Consider the following 22,180-nt stretch of genomic DNA (forward strand, 5'->3'; position numbering starts at 1 on the left):
TACCCAATCATCGCTTAAATAATTAAAATATGAAAGCTTCAAAAATATATTACGCGGTGCTCGTGCTGTGCAGTCTGATGTTTTCCATCTCCTGTACCAAACTTGACGAGAACCTGTATAGTGAACTCACCGATGCCGGAGATTCAAAATCCGTATCAGATTTATTAACCAGTGCTTATTCCACCTTAAACGGACCCTATCAGCAGGATAACCGCTGGTGTTTAGAGGAGATTACTACAGACGAGGCCATTGCTCCCACCAGAGGCGGAGACTGGGATGACAATGGTATCCACAGGGCTTTACACCTGCATTTATGGAATTCAGATAATTCCTACATGCTTAATACCTTTAACGGGCTGGGTAATGCTATTTTCCAGGCCAGCAATGTACTTCGTTTTGATGCTTCTGATCAACAGAAGGCTGAGGCTAAATTTATCAGGGCACTGGCCATGTTTGATATGCTGGATCTCTGGGGACAGACACCGTATAGGGACAATCTCGATGATTTTAAAACCCTGCCTTCCGTTCTCTCGGGTCAGGATGCGATTGATTTTCTCGTTAAAGATTTGAATGATGCCCTTACGGCTCTGCCGGATGCCGACGATGCCTATGAGGCCTATGAGGCGAATAAAAATGCGGCCCGGGTGTTACTGATGAAAATCTATCTCAATAAAGGAGCCTTCCTGAATAGAGCAGCACCTACTTTCAGCAAAGAAGATATGAATCAGGTCATAACCCTGGCTAAGGCCATTACTGCCAGTGGCAAGTATTCCATTTCCAAACCGGGTCATTATTTTGATAATTTTGCCCCCAACAATGACAAGATTTCTACTGAGAATATCTTTACCCTTTATAATGAGAATGGGGTCAGAGGCGGCAGTGTGGACAGAACCTGGAATACGGTAGCCCATTATAATATGTTACCGGGTGGCTGGAACGGCTGGGCAACGCTCTCTGATTTTTATGATAAGTTCCAGCCTACAGATGAAAGAAGAGGCATTTATTATGAATATCCTGCAGATACCACCAACAATAGGAAAGCAGGTTATCACAGACAGAATGTCGGCTTTTTTGCAGGGCAGCAGTATAACTGGAATAACGATCAACCGCTGATGGCCAGAAACCCCAGTACGGCGCCACTCGTCTTTACGGCAGAGGTCACGCTCAGAACCTCCGGGGCAACCCTTGAAACGGCCGGCATCCGTCCCATGAAATATGCCTATGACTATAGCAGTGTCGGGCAGAAAAACAACGACTGGGTGGTATACCGGTATGCTGATGTAATTCTTATGGAGGCCGAGGCCATTTTACGCGGAGGTGACGGAACGGCTGCGGAAGCCCTGGGTCTGGTGAATGACATCAGAACCAACAGAGGCATTGCCAAATTAACTTCCTTAACCCTGGATGATTTATTGGATGAAAGAGGCCGGGAGCTTTATTGGGAAGGCTGGAGAAGACAGGATCTGATCCGCTTTGGCAAATTTTTGGATGCATGGCAGGAAAAGCCGGCAGATGCCAGTCCTAATACCTTGCTGTTTGCTTTACCTGCACAGCAGGTGGCGTCCAATCCGAATCTGACGCAGAACCCCGGGTTCTAAAGCGGAAGCGTCGACAAAGAAATAAAGGCATTGCGTTTTTTATCAAAGGCCCCTTATCCGGATATTTATTTAGCCGGATAAGAGGCCTTTTTCATGCATGATAAAACAGGGAGTATCAGTCCATTTTATAACCGGGCTCTTTATACAATATATCAGACTTTGCTAAGATATCAGGGAGATATACCTTTTCTTTCCATAAAGAAGGTTCAATATCTTCAATGGTTACAGAAAAAGACGCTTCCCCGTATCCTATAATGGAAATAGCAGCCTTGACAAGCGCGCCGGCTAACTTTTTTTTCTGAAGCTGTGTTTTACCTTTCCAGAGTTTAACTTGAATGTGTGGCATAAATTTATTTTTTTGATCATTTAATTTTAAAAGGTGCTGCCGTCAATCACATACGGGTAGCGCGCCTCCTTATTGACAACTTTATCCCAGGCTTCGTTAATCTGATTGGCGGATATTAATTCAATTTGCGGATAGATTTCATTTTCCGCACAATAGTCCATTACCGCCTGTGTTTCCGGTATGCCCCCAATCATTTAGCCATTGAAATTTATCCGGTTAAAAATCATATTAAAGTTATTGATGGTTAGTTCGCCATGCACGGGTTGTCCTACCTGCGTAAAATATCCGTAAGGCTTGACGCAGGATATATAATTTGACAGATCCTAATGATAAGGGACGGTAGACAACATATAACCCAGCTTGCCAAAAAACGGGATTAATTGCTGCGGAGCGTTAATACAATTACTTCTTTGGCTCTAAAACCTTTAATATCTTCCACTTTGGAGTACAATAGGTGGATAAGAGAATTAATGCCGGCCGGTAATCTGAATGGTGGCTTGTTTCGCTTTTTGGCCTATCATGGCACTCAGATAAGGACTGGATGCATATTTTTTACGGTAGGCGGTATCGACCGTGTCTTGCAAAGCCTCATCCGCGATTTCAAAGCGGACATTCCAGATGTTGCCTGCCGCATGGATCCGGCCTGCGCCCTGACTTACCGCTGCTTTATACCAACTGGAAGAGGTGCCGCTGTAGGCTCTGACAAAAAGTTTATGATCTACAACGACTTCCCAGATCCAAGTGGGCGTTCCATAGGTCTTGCCGTCCGCTCTTAACGGAGAGATTTTTAAATCATCTGCCTTGTCTATATTTTGTAGCTCCGCGCTTGAAAAGCTGCTTGGTATATGGTCCATTGTTTATTTTATTTTTATGAATATGTCTGCCATGGTCTCAGCGTCAATGGCTGTCTGGTCTATGAGCCTAAGGGACTGGACCATTTTAAGGGTAGACTCCTTGTAGTATTTGAAATGGGGTGACTGTAAGTGGGCTTCGTAGGCCTGCTTATTGGCGTAAATCTCGACAATTTGGATATGGTTTTCGCAGGCAGGATTTTCCATCGGAAAAATCGCAATGACACCTGGTTCCTTTTTCATAGAGGCCGAAGCTTCTTCTTTTAGAATCTCCAGATATTCTGCCTTAAACTGTGGGACAATTTCAATTGCTGAAATGCGAACCATCTTATCGGCATCCAATAACGGGATAGCAGGTTTATGTAGCAGCCCGAGCATTACATTGGCATATCGCCTTCCGATATGTTTTTCGATTAACTGGGCCACTTCCAGTAACTGGTTTTCAGTGATCCCGGTGTTTTTGCCCATGCCTATGTGTGCTTTTAACTGAGGGGCAATGCCCGTCATTGCGGCAAGTGCCGCAATGGTCACCAATTCTCTTTGCTGAAAAGAGAGGATGTCGCTGCTGAAAATATCTCCAAAAAGATGCTCTTTGAGGTAGGCGTCAATACGGGCAGAGAACTCCCCGAATCCAGGTGCCGGCTTTTTTTGGAAGGTTCCGGTTAAAGTCTCCAGCACTCGCCTGCCCTGTTCGTATTTGTCAGTAGCGTTATTTTCCGGGCTGTCTGCTTTCCCTGCCGCATCTTTAAAGCCACTGGCAGATCTTTGTTCGACAATGGCTTTAAGAGCCATAATGGCATTCAGACTTCTGGGAAAGCCTGAGTAGGCATATAGCTGTACAAAGGCCTCTTTGATTTCGCTTACAGACAGTCCGGCGTCCAGGGCTGCCGGTATCTGTATGTTCAGGTTTTCCATGTCACCTGCTGCGGCGAGGGCAGTTACTGTAATAAGTCCTTGCTGGGAAGCGCTTAGGTAGGTTGTCGTATTTTGTGCTGACATTGAGTTTGTATTTAAAATGAAAATAATTAATGGAAGCAGGGCTATAATAAATACTTTACGCATGATAAAAAAGGTTAATTATTGACTTCGTTATATTGCTGATCCGTCACGGGTTCATTCCAGACTACATTCTGGTCTCCCTTGTAATTCGTTATGGCAATATGTACCAACTCTGCACTGGCAGAGGCGCCGTGCCAGTGCATGACGTTTTCAGGGATATTCATCACGTCGCCTTTTTTTATCCGCCGGGCGGGTTTGCCCTTTTCCTGGTAAAACCCTTCTCCCGCTGTAACAATCAGCACCTGGCCCTTTGGATGGGTATGCCAGTGTGTTCTGGCCCCGGGCTCAAAAGTGACGACTCCGAGTGCAAACTCATTATTTTGATCTCTGGCTAAAAGCGGATGTAAATAGGCCTTTTGGCTAAACCACTGCCCGGGGAGCAACTCTCCCTTAGGGAAAAGCATTTCATTATTTTGTTTTGCCATTTGTTCAGGATCTTGAGGGTTATTCTTTTCTGTGCAAAGGTTACTGCATCCTGAAACAGTCAGCAGTCCGGCTGTAAAAATTAATAAGTAATAGCTGTATATAGTGTTGATATTCATGCTTTTAATGGATTTTATTTGGAGCGGATCAGGTAATTGTTTTCCGTCATACAAAGGTACAGGGTCTATTTCCCATGGTATTTATACATATCACAGGTATGTTTACCAGTTTCACTGATATCGTTATGGGAGACGCGCAGAGCCAAAATGAATGAATATCTTTGTATAGATAAAGGCGAAGATTATGGAAAAGGTCGAAAAGTTTGAAACGGTAAGACAATATAACGACTATGCAGGGGTAGAGACCCTGCATCCGCTGGTGAGTGTCGTAAATTTTGAGAAAGTCGGTGCATTTCAGTATTTCAGAAGATATATGGGACTTTACGCTGTCTTTTTAAAGGATATCAAATGTGGGAATATCACCTACGGATGTCAGAATTATGATTATGAGGACGGCACCCTGGTATTTGTATCCCCCGGGCAGGTTTATGGCGTGGACAGCAAGGGCATCAAAAATAAACCTTCCGGCTATGGTCTGGTCTTCCATCCTGATTTGATCATTGGAACGCACCTGGCTAAGAGCATAAAGGACTATACCTTTTTTTCCTATGAAGTAAATGAGGCGCTTCACTTGTCAAAAAGCGAGCGGCAGGTCATTGTGAGCTGTCTGGAAAAGATTCTGACGGAGATTAAACAAAATATTGATAAACACAGTAAGACCCTTATTGTGTCCAATATCGAATTGTTTTTAAATTATTGCATGCGGTTTTATGACAGACAGTTCATTACCAGAAGCCATGTCAATAAAGATATCCTGACAAGGTTTGAAGGGCTGCTGGATGATTATTTTGAATCCGGGAAATGTGAGGCGGAAGGGTTGCCTACAGTCAGTTACTGTGCTAATGAGCTTAATTTCTCCACGAATTATTTCAGGGATTTGATTAAAAAGGAGGCAGGACAGAGCCCGCTTGAGTTTATTCAGTCCAGGGTGATAGAAAAAGCCAAAGCGCTTATTTTTGGTACGAATAAAAATATCAGTGAGATTTCTTATCAGCTAGGCTTTAAATACCAGCAGCATTTTACCAGGCTGTTTAAACAAAAGGTCGGCTATGCACCGGCAGAATACCGTAATCTAAATGCCTAGCAGCATTCCACTAGCAGCATGTTGAAAGCTGTGAAACTTCAATTTCAAAAGAGCTGTATCGCCTGGGCGCGTTTTTTTAAAACATTGTCCTTTCGCTAAAATGTTCCAATAAATAATAATTAGGCGATATAGAAGTTATTATCCCGGTAGTTTACGTATCTTTAGAATCCACCTAAATTCTATTTAGATGGAATTAACGCGTATGTGCTATCAAAATAAATACCTCTTTATGAAGACCTTCTGCCTGTTTTTTATGACCATTTTTCTAGGAATCGTGACATTTGCACAACAAGAAGACAAAGGCTCTTTTGTTGTAAGCGGCCAAATTTTGAATCAAAAGGGTGATGATACCTTAAACTGCTGGCTGACCTGTTACGTAAGTATCACAGGACAGCGAAATGTCAAAATTCCTGTTGATAAAGATGGCCGTTTTGAAAAATCAGTGGATGTGGAAGGTCCTCAAAATTTTATAGTTGGCTTGAATGGGTTTTGGACAACTTTTTATGTAAAGCCAAAGGATACGCTTAATATTCGTTTCGATAAAAATAATTTTTTTCAAACGATCAGCATTAAGGGGAACACGGAGAAAAGAACCCGGGAACTGAATTTTAATTTTCAATTTGCAGCCCATTTTTTTGAAAAACAAATGGCGCTCTCAAAGCATTTGAGCGGCCCTTTTACCAAAGAAGATAGTCTGGCAGGTATAGATTCAATGAAGGTAAGTTGGATAAATAAGGAGTACAACCTGGAATGTGAGTTTATAAGTGGAGACAGCAGTCTGGATAAACAAATGCGGCAATTATTTAAACAGGAGGCCTATTATCATTGGACCTACGAAATGTTGATGCGGATGTTTTTAAACAGGATACCGGAGTTTTTAAAATATGAATTAGCCGAAAAAAGCGAGAACATTCTAATTACCCCGTCAATTATAAATGTTCCAAAATACAGAAATTTATACCTGAACGATTTTTATAACATTCCTCAATATCGGGAATTTATTGGTTTATTTAATATGACTTATACTGCAAGGCGCCAGCCACCGCAGCCGTTTTGGCGATACTCAGGCGGCCTTGAGCATGAAAAGAATACAAATTGGCTGGAGCGTTCCTATTACCAGGCGATGGCTAATTTCAACTTTTATCCGATCAGAGATTGGTATATAACGAACTTGCTCGTCAAGAATTTTAAAAGCCAGCAACAATCTTTTGAGAATATTGAGCAGGTGATGCTGGATTTTTTACCCGTTTGTAAAAATCAGGATTATAAGGAGATGATATTACAGGTATACAATGGAACAAAAAAGTATGTTCCTGGGAAACCTGCACCGGATTTTACCTTGAAAGATGAAAATGGAAAAGACGTATCCCTGGCAGATTTTAAAGGCAAGGTGGTATTGCTTGATTTTTGGGGAGTTCACTGTGGCCCCTGTATTGCAGATCTGAAGGAAACGGTTCCTAAAGTGCATCAAAAATATAAGGGGAAAAATGTGGTGTTTCTTAATGTTTGTGTGGAAGACACGGAAGACAACTGGAAAGAAGCCATAAAAAAATATAAGGTAGAAGGTGTCAATGTATTTGCAAAAGGTTGGGAGGATAACCCTGTTTGTAAAGCTTACGGAATTGAGGGAATTCCGCATTATATGCTCATTGATAAAGAGGGAAATTTTGCCGATTTCAACTGTGCGGCGTACTCGCTTTTATGGAATGATAATATTTTGGATAAAACATTGGAAAAGTAATTATGTTTCAGGTAAATCCCGGATAGAAAGAATAAGTTATGTGCTCCATAAATGACAAATGTATCGAAACTTTAAAAGAAGATGGCATTTATCACTTGACTTCACCATCCCACTGCATCTTTTGGACGCATAATCAATTCCAGGGTAATTCCATATGCAGCAACAGGTATATTTTTCGCAAACGATTCTAGCCATACCCTGTCGCATTGGAACTATTTTAGTAATCCTACCGGTTCAATTCATGTAACCTGCTTGTCATGCTTTTTATGATGGCAGCACTTCGCTACTGCACCTACCGTTTCAAAATGGTGGAAAATTCAGGGTCAATGTTTCTTCCGTATCACCATGAAACCCAAGCCGGCTGTTTATTATTGCGGGGTTTTACGGTGAGTTATTTATTTTTATTCTGAGTTGAGGCATAAATCACCTTAATGGGGGATGTTGCCATTATGTTTAAATGGGTTATATGTCATAAAGTAAATGGAATTATGATGATCAAAGTTGCGCTGTCTAAAGTTTGTATCTTAATATTGAAGGTATAAAATGAACATTAAGCTATTGATTATTAATTACATATTAGATTATAAGGGAGGGCTTTGCTTAGGGGACAGGACAGTACGGGATAGTTGAATGAATATTTAGGTTTAAAATTGCACTAGTGGACTTATAACGAATGTTCACTTGTTTTTGAGCGTGTTTCAAATGTTATGTTGGAACCGGATTAAGTTTCTGTTTATTAAAACCATAATTAAGCAATTAATGCCTTCGCATATTCGTGTCAGTAAATATCAATTTTCCGGTAAGACCGGTAAAATCCGGCTTAAGCGTCTGGGCGCCCTGATGGCAGCAGGACTTATGTTAGGTTCTGGTGCCCATGCCCAATTAAGCTGGCCAGCTGTAACCCGTCAAAATAAGCCCTGGGCCCGTTGGTGGTGGGAAGGGAGCGCCGTTAGTGAAAAAGGACTCAGCGATGTCATGCATCTGTATAAGGATGCAGGACTTGGAGGCCTGGAAGTAACGCCTATTTATGGCGTCAACGGTGAAGAGTCTAAAAACATCCCTTTTCTATCTAAAAGATGGATGGAGGTGTTTGATTATACACTTAGCGAAGGTAAAAAACTGGACCTGGGTATCGATCTGGCCAATGCCACCGGCTGGCCATTCGGAGGTCCCTGGGTTACCGACGCCGATGCCAGTAAATCATTGGAATTTAAAAAATATGATCTGCAGAAAGGGCAGGGCATTACAGCCCCTATCACTTTTAAGCAGGAGGCGCTGGTTAGAGGAGAGCACCGCCCAGCTGTAGATATTTCTTTAATAAAAGATCCGATCCGGCTAAACGGGATTGATAATTTACAAAAATGGGCCCTGGATCAGGTCCGGTTCCCGGTAAATATACCCCTAGTGGCCTTGATGGCTTATGACAGGCAAGGCAACGCCACGGATTTAGCTGACCTGGTGGATAAAAGCGGTCATCTGAACTGGCAGGCGCCGGAGGATGGTTATCAGGTATATGCCATATTTCAGGGACTGCATGGCAAAATGGTAGAAAGGGCAGCTCCTGGTGGAGAAGGCTTCGTTATCGATCATTTTTCCACTACGGCGCTGGGTCATTACCTGGGTCATTTTGACTCGGCCTTTAACGGCAGCTCGTTGGATGGGCTCAGAGGCTTTTTCAACGACTCTTATGAAGTGGATGATGCTGCCGGTCAGGCAGATTTTACCCCTGGATTATTCTCAGCCTTTAAAGAGCTGAGAGGGTATGATCTAAAACAATATTTACCGGAACTGCTGGATAAAAACAATACCAGCCCGGAGGCGCTGAGGGTTCTGTCAGATTACAGGCAAACCATCGGAGAACTGCTCCTGGAGCATTTTACGAAAGGCTGGCAAAACTGGGGGCAACAAAAAGGCAAGTTGATCCGCAATCAATCACACGGTTCTCCGGCCAATATCCTGGACTTATATGCAGCAGTTGATATACCGGAAACAGAAGGGGAAGATGAACTCCGCTTTAAATTTGCCTCTTCTGCCGCTGATGTGATGGGTAAGCCGCTGACTTCATCCGAATCAGCCACCTGGTTGCAAGACCATTTTCTGTCTTCTCTGGCCGATGTCAAAAAAGCGATTGACCTTTATTTTCTGGGTGGGGTAAACCATGTATTCTATCACGGCGTCGCCTACTCTCCCTTAGAGGCCACCTGGCCTGGGTGGCTATTTTACGCCGCAGTACATTTTCAGCCAACCAATCCTCAGTGGAAAAACTTCACGGCTCTTAATGAGTATATAGCGCATTGTCAGTCCTTTTTGCAAAGCAGCACGCCGGATAATGACATCCTGCAATATTTTCCCATTTTTGACAGCTACGCTAAAAAAGGCCGTTCTCTGCTCAATCACTATGACGGCATGAAAGGCTTTGAAGGAACAGATTTTAAAGCCAATGCAGAGTGGATGAATACAAATGGCTATAGTTTTGATTTTATATCAGATCGCCAGATTGCCTCCCTGGGTTTTGATGGCAGTAATACAGCCAAGCCTATTAAAAGTCCGGGCGGGCATTATCAGACTTTGTTGTTATCCGGTGTAGACCATATACCTGAACAGAGCTTTACTAAAATATTGGATCTGGCAAAAGCAGGCGCCACTATATTGGTATATAATCATTTACCTACGACCGTCAATGGGTTAAGTGATCTGGATGCGCGTCAAAAAGTTTTCAGTCAGCTATTAGCCTCCTTAAATTTTAAAGCGACAGCAGGCGGCATACAAAAGGCGAGCCTTGGAAAAGGCGCCGTATTGCTGGGTAGCAATCTTGCAGACCTATTACAGCAAGCAAGGATCAGACAAGAGCAAATGGGCGTTAAGGGCCGCCTGGGCTTTATCCGCAAAGTATACCAGGACGGGCATTATTACTTTATCAATAACCGCAGTGACAGTAGTTTTGAAGGTTATGTAAATCTGGCAGATGATCTGGATAATTCAACGGCTTCCGGCTCCTATGCTTTATTCAGTCCCATGCAGTTAAAATCTGGGCTGGCAAATGTTAAAAATGAAGGCGGCAGACACGCTGTTTTTCTGCAGCTTCGCCCCTGGGAGTCTGTTATTGTCAGAACCAGTGACAAAGAACTTAAAGGAGAAAAATACGCTTATACCAGGCCTGCTGGCCCGGCGACAGCTCTTACCGGCAACTGGAAACTGACCTTTAATGAAGGCGGTCCTACGCTTCCTAAAGCAGTTACTATGAGTCGTTTGGATTATTGGACAAATACTAAAGACACCAATGCACTTAATTTTTCAGGTACTGCTACCTACGAGCTGGACTTTAAAAAGCCTGCTCAGATCAGTGGCGTCACCCGGTATAGACTCCGTCTTGGCAGCGTTAAAGAAAATGCATCGATTTGGTTAAACGGGCAAAAAATAGCCACCCTGATAGGGCCTGATTTTACCCTGGATATAGATGCCAAATTATTGAAAGACAACAATCATTTAGCAATCCGGGTATCTAATCTTATGGCCAACAGAATTCATTATATGGATAAAAACGGGCTGGTTTATAAAAGGTTCTACAATATAAATTTTCCGGCCCATGACGCACAAAACAGAGGCAAAGACGGCCTCTTTACTACACTTGGGTGGGATATAAAGCCCTCAGGATTAGCGGGTCCGGTTACTCTGACCCCGTTGAAAACAACGCCCTAGTGTTAAGAGAACTCTTTTTGAACAGGATGGCACAGGATAGTCATTAACGATCATCAGTTTATTTTTGAAAAATATAATTATAGAAACTTCTAACCCTTCTCTATGCAGTTAATACTCGGTATCATTTATCACTTTTTGGGAGGATTTGCTTCAGGAAGCTTTTATATTCCCTACAAAAAAGTAAAAGGCTGGGCCTGGGAATCACTATGGATTGCCGGAGGTATATTCTCCTGGCTGATTATTCCATTTCTGGCAGCCTGGCTGACCATACCTAATTTTACTGCCATCATCAGCCATGCAGACAGCCATACCATCGCCATCACCTATATTTTTGGCGTGCTATGGGGAATAGGCGGATTAACCTATGGGTTAGGCGTCCGTTACCTGGGTGTAGCCCTGGGTAGCACTATAATTCTTGGACTTTGTTCTGTATTTGGTTCACTGATTCCTTCAGTGTATTACAATTTCTATCCTTCAGCAGGTCATGATTCCTTTACCGATCTGTTGCATACTACCTGGGGTCAGACCGTACTGATCGGTATTTTGATCTGTGTTCTGGGTATTATCGTCTGCGGTAAGGCCGGGATGCTCAAAGACAAGGATCTGCAAAAAGATACCGAACTGAAGAAAAAGGAAGAATATAAGATAGGCCTCGGTTTAACGGTAGCCATTATTTCCGGTATATTAAGTGCCTGTTTTGCTTTCGGTATAGACGCCGGTAAATCCATGGCCAATGAGGCCAATGATATCTGGAAACTCACGCATACCGGTCAGGGGGAGTTTCTGTTTCAAAACAATGTCACTTACATCATTATCCTTTTAGGCGGACTGACCACGAATTTTATCTGGTGCATGGCCCTCAATGCCCGCAACAAGAGCTTCGGAGATTATACCAATAAGAAGACACCACTCATTAAGAATTATCTGTTCTGCGCACTGGCCGGAACCACCTGGTTCCTACAGTTCTTCTTCTATGGGATGGGAGAGAGCAGGATGGGCAATGGTCCCAGTTCCTGGATTCTGCATATGGCCTTTATCATCTTAGTGGCCAATCTCTGGGGGCTGGCACTCAAAGAATGGAAAGGCGTCACTAAAAAAACATACGCGACCATCATTACGGGTATTGCATTAATTATAGTGTCTGTATTAGTAGTAGGATATGGCAATTCATTAAAATAACCATTATAATAAACAACAACGCATCGTTAAATAAAAAAATAAATAAAAATTTATATGTCTGAAGTTAAAACTCAATTTAAACACGTTAGCTATCTATGGGATGAAGACCAGGCTGCTAAACTGGCGGGAGATGAAGTTGCCCTGTTGGTATACCGTTCAAACTTATTAGGAGCAGACCTTCGTCTGACCAATTACGGTGGAGGTAACACCTCTTGTAAAGCACTTGCTAAAGATCCTCTGACCGGTAATGAAGTTGAAGTGATGTGGGTAAAAGGTAGCGGTGGTGACCTGGGTACCATGAAAAGAAGCGGACTGGCTGCTTTATATGTGGACAGATTAAGAGCACTTAAAAATATTTACAGAGGTATTGAACATGAAGATGAAATGGTAGGTCTTTTCAACCATTGTATCTATGATCTGGCCAGCAAAGCGCCAAGTATCGATACGCCACTGCATGGCTTTTTACCTTTCAAACATATTGACCATTTACATCCTGATGCGGCTATTGCCATCGCAGCAGCCAAAGACGGTAAGAAAATCACGGAAGAATTATTTGGCGGAACCATCGGTTGGGTAGGTTGGCAAAAGCCGGGATTTGACCTGGGCTTGCAGTTAAAACAATGTCTGGATGAAAACCCCGGCATCCGTGGTATCATGCTGGGATCTCATGGCTTGTTTACCTGGGGCGATACTGCGTATGAAAGCTATATCAATACCCTGGAAGTAATCGAACGCTGTGCAGATTATATCGAGCAGCATACCGGTAAAGACAAAGCGGTATTCGGTGGTCAGAAAATTGAGTCCCTGGCTAAAGAACAGCGCGCTGCACAGGCTGCTTCACTGGCACCTATTCTAAGAGGGTTCTGCTCTTCAGAAAGAAAAATGCTGGGTCATTTTACAGACGACGACCGCGTACTGGAATTTATTAACTCAAATGATCTGGACAGACTGGCCCCGCTGGGTACCAGCTGCCCTGACCACTTCCTTAGAACCAAGATTTCTCCTTTGGTATTAAATCTTGTACCGGGAGAAGACCTAAGTGATGTAAAGGCGATTAAAGCGAAGCTGCAGCCTTTATTTGAGGATTATCGCAAAATGTATAAAGAATATTACGAGACTTGTAAACACCCTAATAGTCCGGCCATCCGTGATGCCAATCCGGTGGTAATCCTTTATCCGGGCGTTGGTATGTTTACTTTCTCTAAAGATAAACAAACCGCACGTGTGGCTGCTGAGTTTTATATCAATGCCATTAATGTCATGCGCGGTTCTGAAGCGATTTCTGAGTATACCTCTCTGCCACGACAGGAAGCGTTTAATATTGAATACTGGCTACTGGAAGAAGCCAAGTTGCAACGTATGCCAAAGCCTAAGGCTTTAAGCGGCAGAGTGGCCCTGGTTACCGGTAGTGCCGGCGGTATTGGTAAGGCAATTGCCAAAAAGTTTGTAGAAGAAGGCGCCTGTGTCATTTTAAATGATATCAATGAAGAAAGACTGCAGGGTGCCGTGGAAGAGTTTAGAGGACTCTATGGTAAAGACGCTGTCGCGGCTACCTTGTTGAACGTAACCGATAATCAAAGTATTGTAGCTGCACTGGATGCGACTGCGCTGGCGTTCGGCGGCGTGGATATCGTAGTGAATAATGCAGGCATCAGCATCTCTAAAGCCATCGAGGACCATTCCATTGAAGAATGGGATAAGCTCTATGACATCCTGGTGAAAGGACAGTTTTTAGTATCCAAAGCTGCTGCAGCGGTACTGCGCAAGCAGGATATCGGCGGAGACATTATCAATATCGTCTCTAAGAACTCCGTGGTTGCAGGTCCGAACAATGCAGGTTATGGTTCAGCCAAGGCCGCACAGGCGCATCTGACCAGACTGCTCGCTGCAGAATTAGGGAAGGATAAGATTCGTGTAAATACCGTAAATCCGGATGCCGTAATCGCCAACAGTAATATCTGGGCTGGCGGCTGGGCGGAAGGCCGTGCCAAAGCTTATGGCATTACCGTGGAAGAATTACCAGCCTACTATGCAAAAAGAACCCTCTTAAATGAGATCATTTTGCCGGAAGATATTGCAGATGCATGTTATGCATTTGTAGGTGGCTTACTGAATAAGTCTACCGGGAATATCCTGAATGTAGATGGCGGTGTTGCCATGGCTTTTGTAAGATAGAATAAAGGTTTTGTTTTGTATATGGTTTTGAATAGTGGGTGGAAGAAGTTTCTTGTTTAAAGAGACTGTATTATTTTGCACAGGGTATCTTGTTGGACAGCCTAATAAGTGGGAAATAGGCGGCCGGGTGAAAACCCGCTCCATATTTTTACTTTGTGCAAAATAATCTTCCTATTAAAAACTCTTTAAAAGAAAAACTTATGCGTATTGATAAACAGCAAATTGCAACCATTAACGAAGGTTTGTTAACGGACCATAACAGGCGATTTGCCAACCTCTTGTCAGATATAGATAATGCGGAAGCGATTATAGAGAAATTGATGGCCTTTCAGATTGGGATACCCAGCTGGGCACTTGGTGCCGGCGGTACCCGCTTTGGCCGTTTTCATTTTGGAGGTGCACCAGCGACACTCGAAGAAAAAATTGAAGATGTCGGCCTGCTGCATGCTCTGAACCGCAACAGCGGTTCCATTTCATTACATATTCCATGGGATATTCCTCAGGATTATGCAGCCATTAAACAAGTGGCCGCAGAAAATGAGATTAAGTTTGATGCCGTCAATTCCAATACCTTTCAGGATCAGCCGGGACAGCCTTTAAGTTATAAGTTCGGCTCCTTGCAAAATGTAGATAAAGCCGTTAGAAAACAGGCGATTGAGCATAATATTGAAGTGATTAAGCACGGCGTTGAACTGGGTTCCAAAGCGCTCACAGTATGGCTGGCGGACGGATCCTGTTTTCCCGGTCAGTTAAGTTTCAGAAATGCTTTTAATAATACCCTGGAAAGCCTAAGTGAGATTTATAGCGCACTGCCCGAAGATTGGAAAGTCTTTGTAGAATATAAAGCCTTTGAGCCTAATTTCTATTCTACGACAGTAGGAGACTGGGGGCAATCTTTATTATACGCCAGCAAGCTGGGTAAAAAAGCTTATACTTTAGTTGATTTAGGACATCATTTGCCTAATGCAAATATTGAACAGATTGTAGCTTTGCTGCTTAATGAAGGAAAATTAGGCGGTTTCCACTTTAATGATTCCAAATACGGTGACGATGATCTGACGGCGGGCTCGATCAAACCTTACCAGCTGTTTTTGATTTTCAATGAGCTGGTCGACGGTATGGATGCCCGTGGGATGAATCACGCCAGTGATCTGGGCTGGATGATAGATGCTTCTCACAATGTAAAGGATCCGCTGGAAGACCTCTTACAGTCGGTGGAGGCTATTATGGCGGCCTACGCACAGGCGCTGCTGGTGGATAAAAAGGCCTTAGAAGAGGCCAGACAAAACAGTGATGTCGCAAAGGCACAGGAAATCCTGCAAAATGCCTTCAGAACGGACGTAAGGCCACTGGTGGCCGAGGCCAGAAGAAGAGCGGGGGGGGCTTTACAGCCACTTTCTTTATACAGACAACTGGGTATCAGAGAACAGTTGATTAAACAGAGAGGTGCAGATTCTCAAACAACCGGATTGTAAAAACAGATTATGGACAAAATACCTGTCATCGCATTATTTGATATCGGAAAAACCAATAAAAAGATCTTTCTGTTTGACGAGCATTACCGGATCGTTTTTGAAAAGTCGGAGTGCTTTGACGAAGTGAAAGATGAAGACGGGTTTCCCTGCGAGGACATCAATAAATTAAAGGATTTTATTATAGGTGGACTGGAAGAGCTGCTGAAAAAAAGAAAATTTCAGGTAAGAGCTGTAAATATCAGCTCTTACGGAGCCAGTCTGGTATATATTGATAAAGAAGGTCAGCCTATAGCTCCCTTGTATAACTATCTGAAACCTTATCCTAAAGCGCTGGAAGAAAGCTTATACCAGAGCTATGGCGGCGCCGAAAAGATGGCACTTAAAACCGCTTCTCCGGCTTCCGGTTCTCTGAACTCCGGTCTGCAGTTATACCGGATCAAAAAGGAACAGCCTGAGCTCTTTAAAAGGATTCATTATGCACTGCATCTGCCGCAATACCTCAGTTCGCTGATTACCGGCAAATATTATTCAGATATTACCAGCCTGGGTTGTCATACCCAGCTCTGGGATCTGGGCAAACAGGATTATCACCAGTGGGTGATAGACGAGGGCCTGGATAAAAAGCTGGCACCGATCTTTGCTTCAGATGAGGCTTTACCGGCCAGTGAAAACAAGTTTCAGGTAGCCTCCGGTATCGGACTTCATGATAGCTCCGCGGCCCTGATTCCTTACCTGGCTAATTTCAGTGAACCCTTTATCTTAATTTCTACAGGAACCTGGTGTATTAGCCTGAACCCGTTTAATGATGAGCCCTTAACGGAAGACGAAGTGAGACACAACTGTCTGTGCTACATCAGTTATAAGGGGACACCCGTCAAGGCGTCCAGGTTATTTGCCGGTTATGAGCATGAGCAGCAGGCTACCCGCATTGCCGAATATTTTAAGGTAGAGATGAGCATTTTAAGAAATGCAGAATATGACCGGACCCTGATTAATCAGTTAAACAGCTCCGGATTACTGAATGCCAATAGTTTTGCAGAGCTTTCCCTGGATAAATTTGACAGCGCTATTCATGCCTATCATGCGCTGTTGATGTTTATTGTCAGCGAGCAGTTTACCAGCACGTCTATTATTTTGCAAAAAGGCATCACCAAGAAGATTTTTGTGGATGGCGGATTTGGTAAAAACTCCATTTACATGAACCTGCTGGCGGCTGTTTTCCCGGAAATTGAAGTCTATGCAGCTTCCATGGCGCAGGCAACTGCCCTGGGAACCGCCCTGGCCATTCATGAGAGCTGGAATGACAGACAGCTACCAAATGATATCATTGACCTGAAATATTATTCAGCGCCTTTTTATGCAATTTCTATGAAAACAAGTCAGATTCACTGAAAAGGAAGCAACAGCATTAATAACATCATTATTAGCTAAAGGAATATCAAAAATCTTCCGGTGATTGGGGCTACATTTGCAAAGAGGCGGACTTTTTGCAATATTCCAAATCGCCTTTTATTAATTATTATGGACACGCGATATAATACCAATTATCCCTCTGTGGATTATCTCAGGGCGAAGGCCAGAAAGAAGATACCAGGATTTGCCTTTGATTACCTGGATGGCGCCTGTAACGAAGAGATCAATCTGGATAAAAATACCAGCGAACTCAGAGAAGTAGAACTCTTACCTTATTATCTGTCAGGCAATAAAGTGCCGGACATGAAAACTGAACTTTTTGGTCACGTGTATGACGCCCCGTTTGGCATCGCTCCGGTCGGCTTACAAGGACTCGTATGGCCTGGGGCCACAGAAATTCTGGCCAAGGCGGCATTTGAGCAAAATATCCCTTTTTGTTTAAGTACCGTGACGACCAGCTCCATTGAGAAAGTAGCCGAGCTGACCGAAGGCAGAGCCTGGTTTCAGCTCTACCATCCTCAGGAAGATGATCTGCGGGATAAAATCTTAAAAAGAGCAGCAGACAACTGTCCTGTGCTCGTTCTGCTTAGTGATGTCCCAGCATTTGGATACCGGTCCAAAGAAATTAAAAACGGACTATCCATGCCGCCAAGGATGACCCTGCATAATGTGATGCAGATTATGGGACGGCCGCACTGGGCCATCAAAACCCTGCTGCACGGCACTCCTAAATTTGAGACTTTACTCCCATATATCCCTAAAGGCATGAATATGCATCATCTGGGGTTATTTATGAATAAAACCTTCAATGGCAAATTAAACTTAGATAAGGTCGCCTCGCTGCGCGATAAATGGAAGGGGAAACTGGTTATCAAAGGAATTGTGACAGAAGAAGATACAGAAAAAGTCGTGAAACTGGGGCTGGACGGTATTATCGTTTCCAACCACGGGGGGCGTCAGCTGGACGCAGCAGAATCATCCGTCCACTCACTGCAACGTGTACTGGCCTATAAGGATAAGATTAAAGTCATGATTGACAGCGGTCTCAGGTCCGGTCCGGACGTGGCTCGCGCCATGGCCTCCGGTGCAGAGTTTACATTTATGGGCAGATCCTTTATGTATGGGGTGGGTGCCTTAGGTGCCAGTGGCGGCACACACACCATCAATATCCTTAAAAATCAGCTCCGTCAGGTGATGGTGCAACTGGGCTGTGAATCAACCCGTGATTTTCCAAACTTTATTGTCAAATAACAATGCCGGCGTGAACCGCCTTTTGAAGGGGGTTCTGCGGTAAAATTTAAAGGAAAGTCCGGCCCTGTTTTTCTGAAACTTAATGCAGAAAAACTGGGCCGGACTTTTTGTTGGCTGGTTTGTAGCTTTTAAAAGATTGTTTCGCTCACTTTGGAGAATCCGTGTATTGACTGGCTTTTGCTCAAACTATCTGATTGTATTTATTTTATCTGAGGCAGGATGGTAACACGCAGAATTGTTGCGTAAAATTCCCGGCAACGATTGCATAATATTAGGTGGAAAAGCAGGATAGTACAGGATAGTTTCTGTGTTAACCTTACATATCTTCGTTAGCAAATGTACATACATTAACGCCGGTTTAAAAGGAGTTGCAAATATGTTCCATTCCTAGGTAAACCATTTCTGTTATGACTGGTTCAACATCTAAAGAAAGTCATATCAAAAAAATTGAATTGTATTATCTTATTTATTAACGCGTTGCAAACACACAATTTTTTAACAATGAAAAAGAAAATCCTGTTAATACAAGGGATGCTACTAGTGGCTATCGCCTTGTTTGCGCTGAGTCCGGCAACATTGCTGGCGCAGGCAACCAAAACAATCGATGTCAAAGGCGTCGTCGTAGAGGAGGGAGGCGAGCCGCTTCCCGGAGCTACTATACAACTGAAAGGCAAGCAAGAATTTAAGATCGCAGACTCCAACGGTGCTTTCGAAATACAGGTGCCTGAAGGGGCCACGCTGATTGTTAACAGTATAGGTTATAAAAAGCAGGAAGTGGCTGTTACAGGGCCGTCCCTTAAAGTCACCATGCTGGCTGATGAGGTCAGCAAAAATGACGATGTCGTCGTCATCGGTTATGGTACGGTTAAAAAGACGGACCTGACTGGCGCCGTGGCTATTATGGATGCCAAGGGCATCAAAGATCGTCCCCTGGCCAGAGCAGAATCAGCCCTGCAAGGTAAACTGGCTGGCGTGACGGTTAGGACGACTACAGGTGAACCGGGAGCTGATATGGAAATCCGGGTGCGTGGAGCAGCCTCCGTCAATGCCAGCTCCGATCCACTGTATGTCGTGGACGGAGTCCCCATTAACACCCTGGCTGGATTAAACCCTGATGATATTGCTTCGATTGAAGTCTTAAAAGACGCTGCCTCCGCCGCTATCTATGGGTCGCGCGGCTCCAACGGCGTTGTTCTGGTGACGACAAAAAGAGGGAAGACCGGTAAACCCAGAATTGCTTATTCTCAGACCTATGGTGTTCAGTCTTTGGAGAAGAAACTGGATATATTGAGTGCCAAAGAATGGATGGAGTTCAGAATTAAATATAATGATGCGGTTTATCTGAGAGATGCGGCAGCAAAAGGTATTACAGATGCCTCCATCAAGGACGACAATGCGACAAGGTTAGCTAATTTAGGTATCGCCGAAGGAAGTTCCAGCTCCTATAACTACGTATTTGACGACCGTTGGTTTAACTACGTAAGCGACGCCACTAAATCAGCTCATAGTTATACACCGGATGCAGGCAGCCTGGACCTACTGGACTGGCAGGATGAGTTTTACCGCAATGCACCTGTACAGGATTATAATGTCAATGTATCCGGAGGTTCCGATAATACCAAGTATTTATTCTCCGGTGGATACATGAAACAGCAAGGTATCGCTACCGGAACGGATTATGACCGGTTTACTTTTCGGATGAATGTGGAGTCAAAGATTAATAAGGTGCTTACCGCAGGTATGACACTTGCGCCAACCTTTATCAGAAGAGATGGTTCGGGAAGGGCGAATGGTAAGGATGCACAAGGTCACCACGTCCTCTCCTCAACGCCGGTCTCTGAGCCTGGTGTTGGCTATCTGACGAATGTACAACCGAATACTCAATATCTGTGGGCAGGCACGACCTCCAGTCCGACCTATATTATGAATACCAATATCCGTCACGACGAGTATCTAAGAATTATGGGTAATGCCTTTTTAAGAGCGACTCCGTTGGATGGGTTAAAAATTGAACTGTCCGCTTCTACGAATTACTATGACCTGGACGGATCTACCTATTCCTTTACCAGCACCAGTTCCAACTGGGCGTCGGGAGAAGGATCTCAGTCCTCCGGGGCGCATAATACCGCCAGAACCTGGAACACTTTGCTACAAGCACTGGCCAATTACGATAAGAACATTGGAAAATCCTCCATCAGCGCCATGCTCGGGGTATCTACTGAAAGCAGCAATACAGGCTTTTCTACCAATCAGTCTTTTAACAAGCCTTTCCCCAATGACGCTATTTTATATTCTTTTGATGGGAGCACGCTGACAGTAGGAACTTCCAATGTCACACAGGCGACCCCCAATAAATTGAACTCCGCTTTTGGCCGTGTCTCTTATAACTATGACAGCAGGTATTTATTATCTGCCAGTCTGCGTTATGACGGTGGCTCCGTTTTTGGACAAGATAATAAATGGGGCTCTTTCCCGGCAGCATCTGCGGGATGGGTTATCTCCAATGAAAATTTCTTTAAAAATATGAACCTGCGCTGGTGGAACACCTTTAAATTGAGAGGTAGCTATGGGGTCACTGGTAATAACTCCATCAGCTCTACGGCAGCATACGCTTCTTTGGCAGCACTTACTTACGGTGGCGCAGTAGGATATAGTGCCAATTCACTGGGTAACCCAGATCTGGGGTGGGAAAAGACACATAGTACCGATCTGGCCGCCGACTTAGGCTTCTTAAACAACAGAGTACAGTTGTCCTTAGACTGGTATACCAAGACAACCGAAGACTTACTCTATCAGGTACCTACACTCGGCGCCTCCGGTTTTACGACCACCTGGGATAACTTAGGATCTATCGGCAACCATGGATTTGAGATCGAGTTGAATTCTGTTAATACAACTGGTGAATTAAAATGGAATACATCTCTGAATGTGGCTTTCAACAACAATAAAGTCCTGTCTCTGGGCACTGACAATACGCCGGTATACTCCGGTTTTGACGGCAGTAATTTCTCCAATATTCTTGAAGTAGGTCGTCCCGTCAATACCTTTTATATGTACGATGCGGTTGGAGTCTGGACCAGTCAGAAAGAAATTGATGATTATAGTGCAGCACATGGAGGAACGCCTGTAACTTTTGAAGGTAAGACCATTTTACCGGGTGACATCAGGTATAGGGATGTTAACAACGATGGTATCTTTACCAAGGAAGATGACAGGGATTATCTGGGCAGCCCCACACCAACCGTTGTATACGGGATGACCAATAGCTTTACGTATAAGAATTTTGATCTGTCCTTTCTGTTGACAGCGCAGACCGGTGGTAAAATCTTCGGTGTTATTGGCCGTGCTATTGACAGACCCAGCATGGGCGCTCTGTCTAATGTTATGGGACGCTGGCGTAATGCCTGGTGGTCTGAGTCAGATCCGGGCGATGGTAAGACCCCATACATCTTAAGCACCACTACCGGAACTACGCTGGATTCCAGATGGCTCTATTCTTCCAATTACCTGAGAGTAAAAAATCTGACGTTAGGTTATACGATTCCCTTTAAGACCAAGGCCATCTCTAATGCAAGAGTATTTGTATCTGTAGAGAATCTGATCAAGTGGGATGGCTATTATGAAGGTTATTCTCCTGAGGCCGCCAATACAGCCTCCAGTTCTGCTCCCGGTGGCCAGAGTGCCGTTGGGCTGGACTACGGTGGTTATCCGATTCCAAGGATCTGCACCGTGGGTATAAATGTTACCTTCTAATCTAATTAAATCAT

Annotated in this window: 15 protein-coding genes; 10 read left to right on the forward strand and 5 right to left on the reverse strand. The window is 44.0% G+C overall.

Translation table 11 applies throughout. From position 1 onward, the window contains the following. The first annotated feature begins 29 nt into the window (after positions 1-29). Entirely contained in the window at positions 30-1,598 is a 1,569-nt protein-coding gene (locus BLU80_RS01485) for a RagB/SusD family nutrient uptake outer membrane protein (RefSeq protein WP_091392423.1), read from the forward strand. A 115-nt stretch (positions 1,599-1,713) separates the two neighbouring features. On the opposite strand, the gene BLU80_RS01490 is transcribed toward BLU80_RS01485, so the two are convergent. The 5 genes from BLU80_RS01490 to BLU80_RS01510 all read right to left on the reverse strand — a co-directional run bounded on the left by BLU80_RS01490 (position 1,714) and on the right by BLU80_RS01510 (position 4,396). Continuing rightward, positions 1,714-1,944 carry a tautomerase family protein gene (locus BLU80_RS01490; RefSeq protein WP_091392425.1) on the reverse strand — a complete coding sequence of 77 codons (231 nt, stop codon included), beginning with the start codon at positions 1,942-1,944 and terminating at the stop codon, positions 1,714-1,716. A 26-nt stretch (positions 1,945-1,970) separates the two neighbouring features. After that, positions 1,971-2,138, reverse strand: coding sequence for a hypothetical protein (locus BLU80_RS19650; RefSeq protein ID WP_211481708.1), 168 nt, complete (start codon positions 2,136-2,138; stop codon positions 1,971-1,973). A 273-nt stretch (positions 2,139-2,411) separates the two neighbouring features. After that, complete coding sequence (locus tag BLU80_RS01500; RefSeq protein WP_091392427.1) at positions 2,412-2,798, reverse strand: DUF2255 family protein; 387 nt, start codon at positions 2,796-2,798, stop codon at positions 2,412-2,414. A 3-nt stretch (positions 2,799-2,801) separates the two neighbouring features. After that, on the reverse strand, positions 2,802-3,794 hold the full coding sequence (locus BLU80_RS01505; protein WP_170831100.1) for a carboxymuconolactone decarboxylase family protein: 993 nt from the start codon (positions 3,792-3,794) through the stop codon (positions 2,802-2,804). Positions 3,795-3,868: 74 nt separating this feature from the next. Beyond that, on the reverse strand, positions 3,869-4,396 hold the full coding sequence (locus BLU80_RS01510) for a cupin domain-containing protein (RefSeq protein ID WP_211481709.1): 528 nt from the start codon (positions 4,394-4,396) through the stop codon (positions 3,869-3,871). A gap of 184 nt (positions 4,397-4,580) precedes the next feature. Between BLU80_RS01510 and BLU80_RS01515 the strand changes: the two genes are divergently transcribed. From BLU80_RS01515 to BLU80_RS01555, 9 genes are all read left to right on the forward strand, one after another. Then, positions 4,581-5,480 (forward strand): helix-turn-helix domain-containing protein, encoded by a 900-nt coding sequence (locus BLU80_RS01515; RefSeq protein ID WP_091392431.1) that lies wholly within the window; start codon positions 4,581-4,583, stop codon positions 5,478-5,480. A 187-nt stretch (positions 5,481-5,667) separates the two neighbouring features. Beyond that, positions 5,668-7,221 carry a TlpA family protein disulfide reductase gene (locus tag BLU80_RS01520; RefSeq protein ID WP_091392434.1) on the forward strand — a complete coding sequence of 518 codons (1,554 nt, stop codon included), beginning with the start codon at positions 5,668-5,670 and terminating at the stop codon, positions 7,219-7,221. 759 nt (positions 7,222-7,980) lie between these two features. After that, the gene (locus BLU80_RS01525; protein ID WP_244518658.1) at positions 7,981-10,920 is read left to right on the forward strand and encodes a glycosyl hydrolase; all 2,940 of its coding nucleotides are present in this window, start codon (positions 7,981-7,983) and stop codon (positions 10,918-10,920) included. A 102-nt stretch (positions 10,921-11,022) separates the two neighbouring features. Then, the gene (gene rhaT, locus BLU80_RS01530; RefSeq protein ID WP_091392435.1) at positions 11,023-12,099 is read left to right on the forward strand and encodes an L-rhamnose/proton symporter RhaT; all 1,077 of its coding nucleotides are present in this window, start codon (positions 11,023-11,025) and stop codon (positions 12,097-12,099) included. Between the two features lie 54 nt (positions 12,100-12,153). Next, positions 12,154-14,274 (forward strand): bifunctional aldolase/short-chain dehydrogenase, encoded by a 2,121-nt coding sequence (locus BLU80_RS01535; protein WP_091392438.1) that lies wholly within the window; start codon positions 12,154-12,156, stop codon positions 14,272-14,274. A 200-nt stretch (positions 14,275-14,474) separates the two neighbouring features. Continuing rightward, positions 14,475-15,749, forward strand: a complete 1,275-nt coding sequence (locus tag BLU80_RS01540) for a sugar isomerase (protein WP_091392441.1) — start codon at positions 14,475-14,477, stop codon at positions 15,747-15,749. A 9-nt stretch (positions 15,750-15,758) separates the two neighbouring features. Continuing rightward, on the forward strand, positions 15,759-17,141 hold the full coding sequence (locus BLU80_RS01545; protein WP_091392442.1) for an FGGY-family carbohydrate kinase: 1,383 nt from the start codon (positions 15,759-15,761) through the stop codon (positions 17,139-17,141). Positions 17,142-17,270: 129 nt separating this feature from the next. Next, a complete protein-coding gene (locus tag BLU80_RS01550; protein ID WP_091392444.1) occupies positions 17,271-18,413 on the forward strand; it encodes an alpha-hydroxy acid oxidase in 1,143 nt (380 codons plus the stop codon). A 501-nt stretch (positions 18,414-18,914) separates the two neighbouring features. Beyond that, complete coding sequence (locus BLU80_RS01555) at positions 18,915-22,166, forward strand: SusC/RagA family TonB-linked outer membrane protein (RefSeq protein WP_170831101.1); 3,252 nt, start codon at positions 18,915-18,917, stop codon at positions 22,164-22,166. The last annotated feature ends 14 nt before the right edge of the window (positions 22,167-22,180 follow it).

Origin of the sequence: Arachidicoccus rhizosphaerae, assembly GCF_900107765.1 — a bacterium.
Taxonomy (GTDB): domain Bacteria; phylum Bacteroidota; class Bacteroidia; order Chitinophagales; family Chitinophagaceae; genus Arachidicoccus; species Arachidicoccus rhizosphaerae.